At 54.4% G+C, this 13,226-nt stretch carries 15 protein-coding genes; 11 read left to right on the forward strand and 4 right to left on the reverse strand.

From position 1 onward, the window contains the following. The first annotated feature begins 8 nt into the window (after nt 1-8). From Fuma_RS27600 to Fuma_RS27640, 9 genes are all read left to right on the forward strand, one after another. Nucleotides 9-989, forward strand: coding sequence for a vWA domain-containing protein (locus Fuma_RS27600; protein ID WP_077026957.1), 981 nt, complete (start codon nt 9-11; stop codon nt 987-989). Further along, nucleotides 986-1,195 carry a hypothetical protein gene (locus Fuma_RS27605; RefSeq protein ID WP_077026958.1) on the forward strand — a complete coding sequence of 70 codons (210 nt, stop codon included), beginning with the start codon at nt 986-988 and terminating at the stop codon, nt 1,193-1,195. The genes Fuma_RS27600 and Fuma_RS27605 overlap by 4 nt, the downstream gene beginning before the upstream one ends. Nucleotides 1,196-1,228: 33 nt before the next feature. Continuing rightward, complete coding sequence (locus tag Fuma_RS27610) at nt 1,229-2,911, forward strand: type IV secretory system conjugative DNA transfer family protein (protein ID WP_077026959.1); 1,683 nt, start codon at nt 1,229-1,231, stop codon at nt 2,909-2,911. Between the two features lie 4 nt (nt 2,912-2,915). Next, nucleotides 2,916-3,248: a hypothetical protein gene (locus tag Fuma_RS27615; protein ID WP_077026960.1), complete on the forward strand. Its 333-nt coding sequence runs from the start codon at nt 2,916-2,918 to the stop codon at nt 3,246-3,248. 19 nt (nt 3,249-3,267) lie between these two features. Further along, nucleotides 3,268-3,651 (forward strand): hypothetical protein, encoded by a 384-nt coding sequence (locus Fuma_RS27620; protein WP_145944415.1) that lies wholly within the window; start codon nt 3,268-3,270, stop codon nt 3,649-3,651. A gap of 55 nt (nt 3,652-3,706) precedes the next feature. After that, nucleotides 3,707-3,967 carry a hypothetical protein gene (locus tag Fuma_RS27625; RefSeq protein WP_145944416.1) on the forward strand — a complete coding sequence of 87 codons (261 nt, stop codon included), beginning with the start codon at nt 3,707-3,709 and terminating at the stop codon, nt 3,965-3,967. 271 nt (nt 3,968-4,238) lie between these two features. Next, nucleotides 4,239-4,754, forward strand: a complete 516-nt coding sequence (locus Fuma_RS27630; RefSeq protein WP_145944417.1) for a hypothetical protein — start codon at nt 4,239-4,241, stop codon at nt 4,752-4,754. 171 nt (nt 4,755-4,925) lie between these two features. Beyond that, nucleotides 4,926-7,781, forward strand: a complete 2,856-nt coding sequence (gene mobF, locus Fuma_RS27635; RefSeq protein ID WP_077026964.1) for a MobF family relaxase — start codon at nt 4,926-4,928, stop codon at nt 7,779-7,781. A gap of 4 nt (nt 7,782-7,785) precedes the next feature. Next, a complete protein-coding gene (locus Fuma_RS27640; RefSeq protein ID WP_083732373.1) occupies nt 7,786-8,169 on the forward strand; it encodes a hypothetical protein in 384 nt (127 codons plus the stop codon). Between the two features lie 887 nt (nt 8,170-9,056). Here the strand turns inward: Fuma_RS27640 and Fuma_RS27650 are convergent. Together Fuma_RS27650 and Fuma_RS27655 are read right to left on the reverse strand one after the other, a co-directional pair. Beyond that, entirely contained in the window at nt 9,057-10,046 is a 990-nt protein-coding gene (locus Fuma_RS27650; protein ID WP_077028591.1) for an ArdC family protein, read from the reverse strand. A gap of 129 nt (nt 10,047-10,175) precedes the next feature. Then, nucleotides 10,176-10,691: a hypothetical protein gene (locus Fuma_RS27655; protein WP_145944418.1), complete on the reverse strand. Its 516-nt coding sequence runs from the start codon at nt 10,689-10,691 to the stop codon at nt 10,176-10,178. 797 nt (nt 10,692-11,488) lie between these two features. On the opposite strand from Fuma_RS27655, the gene Fuma_RS27665 reads away from it, so the two are divergent. Next, nucleotides 11,489-11,881, forward strand: coding sequence for a hypothetical protein (locus Fuma_RS27665; RefSeq protein ID WP_218922313.1), 393 nt, complete (start codon nt 11,489-11,491; stop codon nt 11,879-11,881). A 156-nt stretch (nt 11,882-12,037) separates the two neighbouring features. Here the strand turns inward: Fuma_RS27665 and Fuma_RS27670 are convergent, their stop codons facing one another. Beyond that, complete coding sequence (locus tag Fuma_RS27670) at nt 12,038-12,295, reverse strand: hypothetical protein (RefSeq protein ID WP_077026968.1); 258 nt, start codon at nt 12,293-12,295, stop codon at nt 12,038-12,040. Nucleotides 12,296-12,460: 165 nt separating this feature from the next. Beyond that, nucleotides 12,461-12,718, reverse strand: a complete 258-nt coding sequence (locus tag Fuma_RS27675; protein WP_077026969.1) for a hypothetical protein — start codon at nt 12,716-12,718, stop codon at nt 12,461-12,463. Between the two features lie 199 nt (nt 12,719-12,917). Between Fuma_RS27675 and Fuma_RS27680 the strand changes: the two genes are divergently transcribed. Beyond that, nucleotides 12,918-13,124, forward strand: a complete 207-nt coding sequence (locus Fuma_RS27680; protein ID WP_077026970.1) for a hypothetical protein — start codon at nt 12,918-12,920, stop codon at nt 13,122-13,124. Nucleotides 13,125-13,226 lie beyond the last annotated feature (102 nt).

The raw sequence follows: 13,226 nt of genomic DNA on the forward strand, positions 1-13,226 counted from the left end.
GACCTGTCATGTCAGACATCGTCGAACTTGAAGAAGATGACGGATTCGGCCTTGTGATGGCCGACATCCTGTTCAACACAATTGGGCTGGGTGCCCTGTTGATGATGGTACTGATTGTCAATCAGGGAGAAAAAGCTAAGCAGGCGACCGACGTTGGCTCGCTGATGTCGCTTATTGTCGATCAGCGACGGCAAATCGAGATGGTGAGCAAGAATCTGCAAGAGGCCCAGAAGGAAAATGACCGCCAGCGCGAGGCCGCGAGCAAACAGCGGAAGCAGCGAAGCGATGAAACGGCGCAGTACGTACAGGACATTGAAAAGCAGCGGAGCGACGCAGAGGACCGGGCCGACGCGGCTGAGGAGACACTGGGGAAACTCAAGGAAGCTGATCAGGTGCGGCTGTACTTTCTTGTTGACACGTCAGCCAGCATGTCTGCAGGCATCGATGAGGTTCGTCACACGCTAAAAATGCTATCGAGGACGATGCCTCAGGCTCTGACATCGGTGGAAGTCGGAGTGATCGGATTCCGATCTGGAAAACTCACCGAATTTGAACTGCATCGCATTGGCCAACACGGGCATCCAGCCGACCTCACGCAGCTTGAGACGTTTCTGGACGAGTTACAACCAGTCTCCGGTAACACGTGTGTCGACCTCGCCATCACGAAGGCGATTCAGTCACTTGGCAGCGATCCAAATTATACGGGCAGCGAAATTATTTTGCTCTGTGCCGATGTCGGACCGGGAGACTCCGCCGGTTATCACCAGTCGGCAGGGATATCCGTGATCAACCGGGTCAGGTCATGGGCACAAGCAGCGCCGGACAGGCGTCGATTTCTGTCGTTCTACACGGCGTCAAAGGACGACACTCATCTCGCATTTTTCAAAGGTCTGGGCGGCGTAACGCCGTCCAGTCGGTTTAGCAGACAACTGGCCTCGATGTTTCCGCTGTGTTTCGAAGCCGCATTTGAACGAAAGACTCAGCTATGAAACCCAAGAGTCGACATCGTCCCGCACCCATTGCCGTTGAAGACCCCATGCAATCACGTGGGGTCTACCGATCTTCCCCTCCGCAATCGCGGCCGCAGAATCAGCCCGCTCGATCAAGCCGACTGGGAATTGGCGAGCAGTTGTTCTTTCTGTTTGGAGCCACGTTGGTTCTGTTTCTGGCCCTTTGGTTTTACTTCCAAGCCTGAATTCCACTTCCCTAGCCTAGGCAGTTCGGACCGGTGAGTCAGCCCTTTGAACAATCCAAGCCTCGTGCCCCCCGTCCGTGGCCCGTTAGCGCCGTTGAGGCAGGCGGCTGGGCCTATGCCGCTCAGTATCTCCATTCACTGGTGCAGGCTGGGACGGAATGGGCAATACCCGGAAGTTTGCTTGCCGCAGGACTGGCCGCAAAGAACATCATTCGCGGATTTGACGACCGTTCAAAGTTCAAGGAAGAAAACCGGAAGCGAGGACGGCTCAAGGAAACGGCACGCAAGCAGGCGGACGCCCGATTTGCAACGTCCGGGGAGATTGCGCTGGCAAACTTGTTCGCTCCGCAGGGAATTTTTCTCGGCACCTATCGCACGAAACGTGGGAAGCTTCGGGATCTCCGGTATGACGGGGACTGTAGCGTCAACGTATGCGGATTTCCGGGTTCCCAAAAGTCGCTTTCCATCGCCTTGCCGACCATCCTGCTGGATATCGGCCATTCGCGTATCGTCAACGATCCCAGTGGTGAACTCTATGCGCTTTCGCGTGACTGGCTCATTCGTCGCGGACACATAGTAAAAGTGATTTCACCGTGGGCCTCAGAGGTTCAATCGATGCTGGGCATTCCCGTTGAGGATGCTGGTTTTGATTTTTTCGCGGACTTCGATCCTGAAGCTGCTCCCTCATCAATTCGTAGCCAGATCATGCGCCGCTCGGAATTGCTTATTCCGGGTAAGCCGCAAGGTGTTGCGGATGAACGCTCAAAGTTCTTCCGCGATCACGGAAGGATCTTACTGGAGTGCCTGACGCTGATTATTGCAGCAACCGGGAAAAAGCCGACTCTGCCGATGCTACGGCGGTTGCTAATGGAAGGCCTCGCGGCGATGGAACAACGGTTCGATGCGGCAACAAGGTCGGACGCTTTTGGCGGAGTGCTGGCAGAACTGGCCGCCAGTCTGCTGGGCACAATGCAGCAGGCCCCGGAGCAGTTCGCGGGATATTTCGGAGTTGCTCAGGCGGCAACAACAATCTTCGATCATTTCGGTGAGATGGGTGAACACGCCGCAGGCAAAACGTTCGATCCCTATACGCTGAAAGACGAACAACCGACCACTGCTTTTGTCATCTATCCGAACGAAAAATCTCGAACCCACTCCGCCGGCGTCAATCTGACGCTATCCCACATTTTCGAAACCGTTGCTTCTGATCCTCGCAGGAAAAGAGTCACGGCGATTATCGACGAAGCGGCAAGTTGTGGCTTCCTTGTCAATTATCTGTCCGCATTAAACGAATACAGAAAATACGGCCTGCGTATTCTGTCTCTCTGGCAAGACCTTCTCGGTGGTCAAACAGAATCGATCTACTCTCGTTCAGGGACAAAGCAAATCATTGCGGCGGGAGAAGTGCTGGTGGTATGCGGAGCTCGCGAACCAGACACGCTCGACATGCTTAGCAAAGCCACCGGCCAAGTGGCACTGGAAGACTTATCCCTCACTGACCGCAGCCGTTTGAGCGATGCGGTCCCGGATCAGACGATGGGACAATCGAGCAAGACTCGGCCATTGATGTACGCCGACGAAATCCGTCGCATCCCTTTTGATCAGGCTCTGATTCTGGCTTCCAACTTACGCCCCATCATCGCCTCCAAGACGCCCTATTGGACCCGCCCCGACTGGCGACACATGGTCGGGCACAATCCCTACTACAAAGGATGAATCAATGTTTGGCTTGTTTCGACTGGAGCATACGAGTCCGATTGCCCGCTACTTTCGAAAGCTACGGCGACGGCTTCGCAATCTCCTGATCGTTGTCGCGGTTCTAGCGGCAATGGTTGTGTTTTGGGGGGTGCCGCACTGCCAGTGGACCTACAAGTATCCCGCCGCAGGCGGTGTTCGCGTGCCCGATGCGGATGAAAAAATGTCAGCGTGGTACTGGAACCCGGTCTCCGGGTGGAAACACGTCACGCGTGATCAGTATGGCCCGCTTACGTTCGTGTTGTTCATTCCGGTTACCGATTGCTATGGCGACGATGACAACGTTTTCAACTTTTGAATTTAGAAGGTTCCCTGAAATGAGTAGCAACGGACCAAACTCCCTTGGTGGTTCTTTGGGCGGCGATTCACCGCACCAGCCACCACCGATCGACGCACTGGAACAAGGGCCAAAGAAGGTCACGACGAAGCCGATGGGGCCAAAGGAATTGAAAGGAAAGCTGGAAGATATTCGATCACGGCTGTCGAAGCTGGTCACAACGCTTGAACCAAGTCCGCTTGGTAGCACGATCCGTGGCATCAACAGCGAGCGGGATACGAAACTATCGAAAGAACTGCGTCAGGTGTCAGCAAGACTTCAACACGCAGAGAAGCTGGGCCTACTTCGCCATAGCTTCGCAACGTCGGCAAACCACGGCGTCGCGAAACAGAAGTTCAACCGGTCCGCGAAGCGTTCCATGTAACGCAAGGTTGCGCTGCGTGAGGCAACCATGTTACTGTAATAGTGAGATGACCGTTGTGACAAACCAAGAATTCCTAGAAGCCAGAGAACGATGCACACGGCTGGTCGCATGTCCGGACGGCATGCTACGGACCGCGACGTTACCGCCGACATTCTGGGAAGCGATCCATTGGCTGGAAGCCGCTGAAGGGATTACTCAAAAGGAAGTCGCGGGATACGCGATGGAAGAAATCTCATTGCAGGATGATATGACCTGCTTCAGCGAAGCTTTACGTTGTGTCGTGCTGTTCCTTACCAAGCCGTGGGGCGATTGTTGACGCGCGGTCCGCTTCGGCTTCTGACTCGTACGCTACGCTGATCTTCCGTGAGTTGTTCCTTCTATCACATTAATCACCGACACGACCTTCTCTTCCAATCGTCCCGCGAAAAGGATCTATTATGACACCCGCTATCGAAGCTGCTTGTGCTGGACTTGAGTCTCAGCTGACGCCTATCCGTGAGAGTCGCGTCAAGTGGACAGCCAAACAAGCCGGACTACAAACTGACCTGCTCCAGCTAGACTCGGCTTTCCAAAAGCTGGAACGCCCGGTGAAACAAACCGGGAAAAAGTCGTCGGGGCAAACGGCGCGCGAGGTCCATGACTCTCCTGTGCTTGAAGCGGCTCGGCAAGCGATCGAGCGGCTCCGAATGCCAGTCCGAGAGAAGTTAGAGCAGATCGCTGCAAAGGTCGACGGTCTGCGTACTCAGGAGCTTCCTTTGGAAGCCGCTATCAAAGCTCTCAAGACTCCAGCAAAGGAGCCGTCAAAGAAACGCCAGAAGCCAAGCGGGTCTAACGTAAAGCAAAAGGACGTCATTGAGGCATGCGTCAAGGTACTGAAAGAAGAGCATGCCCTGAAAGGTGCCGAGCTGGAGCAGAAAGTCCGTCTCTATCTGAAGAAGGATCGAGGGCTGAGCCTGCTCGGCTATGCCATGCGGTTTAAGGAAGCGATGAAAACTGACGTCTTCGCTATCATCGAAGATGGTGTCGTCGTTCTATCGGAATCTGTAGCGGTGGAAGAAAACGCGGCTGTTGCCGCTTCTGCGTCTGCGACTGTTGCAAATTGACCTGTGGATGAACCAGCTCCGCATAGCGTCTGCACCTTGATGCGACGGTTCATTTGGGTCACGCTGAAAAGCCTTAGGCCACTCTAAGGAGACAAGTCTGCTGAACTAATTTGCTATTTACTGTTACTGTCAACACTGCGTCACTTCCACCCACCTGATCCCGTTGCATTCATGCTCACACTGACCCAGTCAACGAGTGCCGCAGGCACTGCCAAATACTTCGAAACGCTTTCTGCAGGGGACTATTATCTCGGTGAACGTGTCGTTGCTCTGTGGCGTGGCAAGACTGCCGGGCGGCTCGGGTTGACGGAAGGAAGTGAGCTAACCAAAGAGCAGTTCATGGCGTTGCTGGCGGGCAGGAATCCGGCCAACGGAAAGCCGCTGACACAACGAAAGGTAAAGAATCGTAGACCTGGGATGGACATGACGCTAAGCGTCCCGAAGTCGGTCTCACTGGCATTTGCCATCAATAAAGATGAAGCCGTACTCACGGCTTTCCGTGACGCTGTAAACACGACGATGGCGGAAGATGTCGAGCCGCTCATGCACCGGCGGGTTCGCGACGGGCAATACAGCGGCACGAAACAACGGACCCAAACCGGCAACATGCTATGGGCCGGGTTTGAGCATAAGACTTCCCGGCCGGTCGGTGACCTCGTCGACCCCCAGCTTCATGCCCATTGTTTTGTCTTCAACGTGACAGAACAGGACGGGCAATTCTACGCAGCGGAGCTTGAAGAGATCGTGCGACGCAAAGCGAGACTCGAAGCGGGTTTCTATGCAAGGTTGGCGAAGAATCTGGAACAGAGCGGCTATCGGACCGTCCGAACCCGCAATCCTAAAACCGGACGACTGAGCTTCGAGATTGAAGGAATTGAGCGTTCGACAATCGAGAAGTTCTCGACTCGAACAAAGCAGATCGAAGAACACGCGACCAAACACGGCATTACCGACGCTGCTCAAAAGGCTCAGCTTGGAAAAAAGCTGCGAGAAAAGAAAGACACGGGCACACCACTGGACTCGCTGCATGTTCATTGGGATAGCCGACTTACGGACGCGGAACGCGATGCGTTTCGAACGCTTCGCGGGGACGATGGGAAAAAACAAGCGGGTTTAATCTCTCCAGAAAAAGCCGTCCGCTTTGCCCTTGACCACCATTTCGAGAATGAGTCCACAGTAGAAGAGCATCAGTTGGTTGCCACGGCTCTACGCTACGCAGTGAAGCAGAGTCCTCAAGCCATCGAAGCGGCCCTGAATCATCCAGACATCATTCGGCAAGAGAAGGATGCGTTGGGAGCATCCCGTCGCTTTGTCACAACTCACGTCGTGCTTGAGCAAGAACGTTTCATGATTGAATTTGCCCGAGATGGGCGAGGAACAAAGAAAACGCTTTGTCCGGGGACACACGAATTTCAGCGAGACTATTTGAACAGTCAGCAAAGAGCAGTGGTGCAACACATCCGCGACAGCAGGGATCAAACGATCGTTGTGACTGGTGGTGCGGGTACCGGAAAAACGGCCACAATGAGTGAAGCGGCGGAAGCAATTGGCAGTGCCGGAAAGCAGGTCTTCGCTTGTGCTCCTTCAACGTCCGCAACGGAGGTTCTCAAAGAAAGCGGGTTTGCGGAAGCAAAGACAGTTGAGCATCTGATCCGCAATACCAAATTGCATGACCGGCTTAGAGATCAAGTCATGCTGGTTGATGAAGCGGGCTTGCTAGACGCACGTTCCATGACGTCGCTCTTTCAAATCGCTGAAAAGCAAAATGCTCGCATCATCCTGGTTGGTGACCCAAGACAACACGCGAGCCCAAAGCGAGGCGAGAGCCTCACGATCATTGAGAAGGAAGCGGGACTCAAGATTGCTCGGCTTGATAAGATCCAAAGACAGAAGGGAGATTATCGGGAGGCTGTTGAGCTGATCAGTCGTGGCAACGAAATCATTGACCAAGAGACGAAAGCGACGGGGTTACTGGCCGGCTTTGACAAGCTTTACGAAATGGGCAAAGTGATTGAGCTCAGAGACGAAGAGCGGCACGTCAAGCTTGCCGAAAGCTACATAGAGGCAAGCGAACGTGGAAAGTCCACAATCGTCGTCGCCCCTACGCACGCTGAAGGCCGTGCGGTGACAGAAACCATTCGCGAGCGACTGCGAGAGAATGGGACGATCGCTACCGAAGAGAAACCGGTCTTGCAGTTACGGAGTCTGCATCTGACGAACGCCGAGAAGTCCGAGAGGTACAGCTACGATCAGGACGGCTTAATCGTGCAGTTCCACCAGAACGCCAAGGGAGGATTTACACGCGGCCAACGCTACCGAGTGGTCAAAACCGAGGGCACCCTTCCCGGGCTTGTTCCTTTCGATAAACCAAAAACAACGCCAAGGATCATTCCGACTTCTCAAGCTGAAAGGTTTGAAGTGTACCGGGAAGATGCGATCGGGCTTTCTGTGGGTGATACCGTCCGCTTCACGCTTGGCGGATCTGGAATCGATAAGAAGAGCCGCATTGCTAACGGTCGAATTGATGAAATCAAAGCGTTTCAGGTGAATGGAGATCTCGTGCTAAAGAGTGGCATTGTGGTCAGTCGCAACTATGGTCACCTGAATCACGGCTTCGTCGTAACCAGCCACTCCAGTCAAGGCCACACAAGGGACATTGCCATCGCCGCGATGGGATCGGACTCTTTGCCCGCAGTCAACGCTCGTCAAGCCTACGTGACCATCAGCCGCGGTCGCCACGACGTGAAGTTGTTTGTCGACGACAAAGCGGCCGTTCGGCGGGCAATCCAGAGAGCTGGGACGCAGCTTTCCGCTACGGAATTGATGGCGAAAGCGACCGGCCAGCAGCTTTCGCATGAGACGAAACGCACGGCGGACAGAACACTGGCCATGGAACACCGCCGTAGAACCCTGCGGGATCGCGTGCGACGTTGGTGGCAGAGCTTTGGACCGAGAGTTGGTCAGGCTATCGCGAATAGCCGCCCTGTGTCGCCGTCCCCGGCTCCGCCTGAATTAAGGAGATGCTAATACGATGACACTTGATTCTGCTTCCGTTCACTTTCTGCCAAAAGCCGCGTTGCCCGACGCCGACACTTCAGCCGCGTGGCAGCTTCTCGACACCGGTACGTCGATGCCCATGATGTTTCAGCTACATCTCAGATCGGGTGAAGTCATTTTTTTTCCCTACTCAGACTTGCGAGAAGTGCGTCTGCGTGATGCCGGATTCATCCAGCTGGCTTTGTTGGGTGTCGCACAATATCGCGTATCAATCTCCGGGCGTCTGCTCAAGGAACTGGCTACGGTCCTCGGTCTCGGGCGTGTGCGTTCGATGCACGTCGCCGATCCTCGTGATATCTCCCGCCCCGAAGACATGCCTACAATTGAAGCCATTGACATCGAAGTCGTAACCGACTGATATCGTGGAGATCGGATCAAACAGTGTCGCCCGCGGTGGCGTTCACTGGTCAACATAGATGAGCAGTGGAGACGATCTTCGCCGCCGTCGCGGGCTCACCCGCTACTCAACGGGGCAATGGGAAAGAAGTCGTGTATGGTCAGCGGATCAATAGCTGGGAGTCGCCAAAGCTAGATCTGTGACCAACACGAAGAAGTGATGTTACCAAAAAGTCAACCGTTTTTTCTCTACGGATCGTCGTTTCACCGTAGGCCCTGAAGATCGTGGATCAGGCAAAATTATCAAGAGAATTTCGGCTGCCGTGGTATTGCTAGTCGGACTGAAATCCGCTTCCCCATGCATGGACCGCCAACAGAAAGACATTAATCCCACGATTCCGCTTGCCGGACTTGAGATTCAACGGCCAGTCATCACCGTGACCAGTCAGCGTGTTGATCAAGAATGCCTCAGGACGGGGCGTTATACATCGGTCCTTTGCCCCCATGAATTTGACAAGCAGACAAAACATGCGGCATGTTGCTTGCGATGTCCCGTTATCCGAAAAAGACACTGGTCCCGCTGAAGGTGATCTTTGCTAAATTGAGCAAAGCCAAACGCAGGTCGCTGACTAGGAGTGCTCCGAGGCCGAAGGCAAAGCGGCCAAAATTCGGTGGCCGCTGCCGTCGTCGCAGGCGGTATCCTCGACCAAAAAGATAATCCGTTCCGACGCAACAAGAACAGCCCCCACCAATAGAAATTGGACGAGCCTCTCGTTAGGCTGGCAATCGTCAATGCTCATTTGGTCAATAGAAAGAAGCAGGACTCTCTGCAGAGAGTCAACCCGGCATGTGTGACATCTTGGGACCGCAACGCCGTAGACACGGAAAACCGTAGAGGCTGATCGTCGTTCAAGACAGCTCGAGTTGCTTCGTCGTCGGCTGTTGCACAAGATCGATTTTGATAGGACAAGGCAGATTTGGCTCCGCATCTGTCGGTGGCGGATTCGTCGCTTCAGGGAAACGTGTCCCAAGGATCCAGTCGGCCGCTTTTTGAGCCGCTCCTGCCGCTTTGATGACGAGACGCTTGTCACCTTTGAGCTGCTTTCTCCAGTTGTCAATATATGAGGCAGCTGGTTGAATGGTTGATTCACTGATTCCGGCGGTTGCCGCGAGAAACGCGGCAGACATTTCAGCCACAAGCTCCTCGCGACTGTAGTCCGGGCTACCAAAGGCTGTCAGGTTGGTATCGAGACCGCGATTTAAACGACTGCTGTGTCCAGTGCTGTGGGAGATCTCGTGAAACAAAGTCGCGTAGTAGCTTTCAGGACTTTCAAATCGATCGGGTTCTGGCATCACGACCTGATCGGTCGAGGGGCGATACAGAGCCTGAGTTCCCTTGAACTTGACGTCTGGCCCCTCGCAGTAGCCGGTGATGATATCTTCCGCCGCCTTCAATGGCTCGAACGGAGGTGTGTTGGGATCGGGTTTGGCAACGTCCGGCGGATCGATTCCATCGCACTGTTCGGCGTTGAAGACGTTATAATGACGCAGTACTGGCGGATTGGTTTTTTCGCCGGTCTCCTTGTCTTCCTTCTCAATCTGCTTCCAGAGAACAACAAGCGAAGACGTTTCGCCTTTGCGGACATTTCCACCTTTGGCCAAAGCTTGTTTAAAGGTCAGCCAGTAATCTGACGAAAAGCCGCGTTGCATCGCCTCGACGGCCAACAAGAAAACATTCACCCCGCGATAGGGTTTCCGGGACTGCAGATTTCTCGGCCACCCGTCCCCTCCTCTGCGTCGGATCGGGCTTCGCCAAGGAACGGTTCCAGCATCCATGAGCTCGAGAATTCGGTCGGTGACTTCCTGATAAATATCACGACGCTGTTTTCGTTTTGCCATCGCTCCTCTCAAAGTCTGACCGGCAGTCTTATCACTAAAGACTGTGACAGTCTGACGGTTGGATTGTTGCAGTGCCTCGTTGTGCCACAACGGCGGCGACTGCGTCAACACAAAATCGGTGACCACCTTTCACGGTTGATCCGCAAGTTGATCTCGGAGTAACCCCAGAGCTTGGTTCACTGCAGTCGTGATTTGTTGGCAACTCGAGCAGCCCTCCTCTGACTCGACACCGAGGATGACCTCGCCGGTGTGAATGCACTGGACCGTCCAAGTTGGTCTTGAGGTGATACGTCCTCCGGTTTCTGGGAAGAAGCGGGTGCGGAACGGGCCAGGAGTCATCTGTATGAACTGACGGACTGTTTGAGTCTCGGCCTCTGTGAGAGCTGTTTGGGCTTTCGACTGTCGTGCTGACTCCAGTGCGATGCAAATCGTCCGGGCATTGATTTTGGCCGTTTGCTGATCTTCCCAGTAGCTCAGCCCCAAGATGAATTGCTGCGTAGACTTGCAAAAGAGATCGACGGTCCGATCGACGCTATCGACTCCATGTGCCAAGCTGTAAGGACCGGGAAAGTCTGTGAAGAACTTTGAAAGTGTGTCTGTTGAGGTTTGTTGTGTCATAATGTTTCCTTCTGTTTGATTGACCATGCAGACCTACTTCTGCTCTTCCAATCGTGTCGCAAGGGTCTTCGCGGAACGCGATTTGTTGAAGCTGGCGTTCTTCACGTCGGCTGCAGACAAACCCTTGCGACACGATTGGAAGAGCAGGAAACTGCGTGGATCGTCAGTCAAATAGAAGGAACAGACTCTCAACAGCAAACTCGCTTGCTCATAATAGTTAGATGGTTCTCTACGAATGGCCCAGCAGGTGACGGCAGCCCAGCGATAGTCATACAGCAACGCAGTGATTTCGCCGTTGGTTGTGGATCAGCGATCAGGTCACGTTGCGTAGAACACGGTTTCTTGTTGCACAGAAGGATATCAGTGGTCCATAACTGCACCGCAATGGATGCGATGCAGTATTGGATATGCCGTTCAAAATGACATCGCTGAAACACGTCCGAGCCGTCCGCGTGGTGGTGAAGAATCGGTATCCAATCTTCGCGTGTTTCGGCTTTCGAAAATCAGGCACCGATCGTGAAGCCCGGGAATGAAACTGGATTCGTACGTTTTTCGACCGGATGTGTTTCCATGCAGCAGCCGCACGATCTCGGTACAAGCCATTCGTAGAGCTATGATCGCGATGGCTTGGTTGTACAGTTTCACCAAAATGCCAAAGGCGGGTTTGTTCGCGGCCGCCGCTACCGCGTCCTGACGAGCGAATGTGCGGGAACGGGTGCGTCGGTGGTGGCAGAATTTCGGGCCTCAGGTCCGCCAACGCCTCACGAACAACCGCCCAATTTCGCCGGTCCCCACTCCGCCCGGATTAAGGAGAAGCTAACGCCATGTCACCCAATTCTGCATCGGTTCACTTTTTGCCGAAGGCTGGCCTTCCGAAGGTCGACGATTCAGCCGCATGGCAGATTCTCGACACCGGGGCTTCAATGCCCATGATGTTTCAACTGCATCTGAGATCGGGCGAAGTTGTTTCTTTTCCCTATTCAGATTTGCGGGAAGTCCGACTTCGAGATGCCGGCTTCATCCAGCTGGCCCTGCTGGGAGTGGCACACTACCGAATTTCGATTTCCGGTCGCCTGCTAACAGAACTGGCCACGCTGCTCGGCCTCGGTCGCGTGCGTTCGTTGCATGTGGCCGACCCCCGCGACGTCTCTCGGCCTGAAGAAATACCTACGATTGAAGAGATCACCATTGAGGTCATCGCAGACGAGATGGTGTAGGCCACTGCAAACATAATACGGGCTGACGCGGGGCAATGGGAAAAGAGTTGCTGTTTGTCCCTGCCGCTCGGCGTGAGGCGCCACGGTTGCAGGGCACGAATCAAAGTAATCGGCTCGCCCCTTTCCCATCGCCCCGCTCCGAATTTCGCTTATCAGTCATTCAATCGCCGGACGAGGCCATCGAACAGGCATGTCTGGATCTAAGTCGACGATCTCTTCGTCGCTGATCCATGCTGTGGCTGGTCGCGATTCGAGGAACGACCATTCGTAGCGGGCCGGTGTCCATCCGGTGGATTCGGTGAAGACTTCGATTAGTGATCCGGCGTGGACGGGCTGGCCGTCGAGATAGTGCCGCAGCCCACTGGATTCGTGCTGTAGTTCTAAATGGCCCGTGAGTTTGGTTTGATCGTTCATCGGCGTCCCTCCTCCGCATTCGTGTTGCGGTGATGCTTTGTCTCAGAGGTAGCACGGACAAGCGAAAACTACAACAACCGATCCACTCACGATTTCGCATCGCTGTGGGTGTGCAGTGCCACGGGTGAAAGAGCGTACCGAAGCTGGTCCGGTACGCCCTGAAGGTTATGACTGATCGGAATCGGCATCGTCCTGAATCTGTCCGCAGATCCATGTGTGTGCCAGATCGCTCAGCTTGGCGAGAACCAGCAGATCGTCCCTGCGGAAACTTTTCGTGTGTTTCCAGTCGTCTCCGTCACGGTAGGCTCGCTCGAACGTCGTGTTGAAGAAATCCTGACCTTCGGACGAAGTATTCCGGAAGATCGCGGCACTGACGAGGCCGAAGCGAATGCGGTGAACGGGTTGATTATTTTGCTGTGACATAACTGTCTCCTTTGTTGTTGGTTAAATGAGGCTCGCTTTTGCCAGCCGTACGCGCCCGAAGCCAGCTTGGAACAGCGGCGTCATGGACCACACGTTTGTGCGGGCAGGCCATTGATGACGATGGGCCAAGCTGGCATTCAGCGAATCGAGGCTGGCAATCGCCAGAGCTCATTTCTCCAATGGAAGGAAGCAGGAATCTTTGCAGGAAGTCAATCCCTTCACCGACAATCGCAAAACGGTATTCATGATGCGGACTGCTCCGGTCGCCATCCGCCGATGGTTGACACTTGTTCAAGCGTGGTTGGGGCGACTGGACGCACCAATTTCGGAGAAGAGATGGACCAACGTGCCGCTGGATCGTCACTGGTGTGGCTTAGTCGTCATTGACCTGTGTGGAAATGTGTAGCTGTGATCGCTTCGTGGGATTCGATCCAGGAAGGCGACGGTCATCTCGCTTTGAGATTTTTTTCCGCCGATCAATGAACCCGCGTTGACTTTGGACAGTAAG

Source organism: Fuerstiella marisgermanici, from assembly GCF_001983935.1.
Lineage (GTDB): Bacteria > Planctomycetota > Planctomycetia > Planctomycetales > Planctomycetaceae > Fuerstiella > Fuerstiella marisgermanici.

Bases quoted from the DNA above. Each gene is read 5' to 3' on its own strand.
- Fuma_RS27670 (WP_077026968.1), bottom strand. From the start codon at position 12,295: ATGAACGATCAAACCAAACTCACGGGCCATTTAGAACTACAGCACGAA.
- Fuma_RS27615 (WP_077026960.1), top strand. From the start codon at position 2,916: ATGTTTGGCTTGTTTCGACTGGAGCATACGAGTCCGATTGCCCGCTAC.
- Fuma_RS27605 (WP_077026958.1), top strand. From the start codon at position 986: ATGAAACCCAAGAGTCGACATCGTCCCGCACCCATTGCCGTTGAAGAC.
- Fuma_RS27620 (WP_145944415.1), top strand. From the start codon at position 3,268: ATGAGTAGCAACGGACCAAACTCCCTTGGTGGTTCTTTGGGCGGCGAT.
- Fuma_RS27655 (WP_145944418.1), bottom strand. From the start codon at position 10,691: ATGGTCAATCAAACAGAAGGAAACATTATGACACAACAAACCTCAACA.
- Fuma_RS27665 (WP_218922313.1), top strand. From the start codon at position 11,489: ATGTCACCCAATTCTGCATCGGTTCACTTTTTGCCGAAGGCTGGCCTT.
- Fuma_RS27600 (WP_077026957.1), top strand. From the start codon at position 9: ATGTCAGACATCGTCGAACTTGAAGAAGATGACGGATTCGGCCTTGTG.
- mobF (WP_077026964.1), top strand. From the start codon at position 4,926: ATGCTCACACTGACCCAGTCAACGAGTGCCGCAGGCACTGCCAAATAC.
- Fuma_RS27640 (WP_083732373.1), top strand. From the start codon at position 7,786: ATGACACTTGATTCTGCTTCCGTTCACTTTCTGCCAAAAGCCGCGTTG.
- Fuma_RS27675 (WP_077026969.1), bottom strand. From the start codon at position 12,718: ATGTCACAGCAAAATAATCAACCCGTTCACCGCATTCGCTTCGGCCTC.
- Fuma_RS27650 (WP_077028591.1), bottom strand. From the start codon at position 10,046: ATGGCAAAACGAAAACAGCGTCGTGATATTTATCAGGAAGTCACCGAC.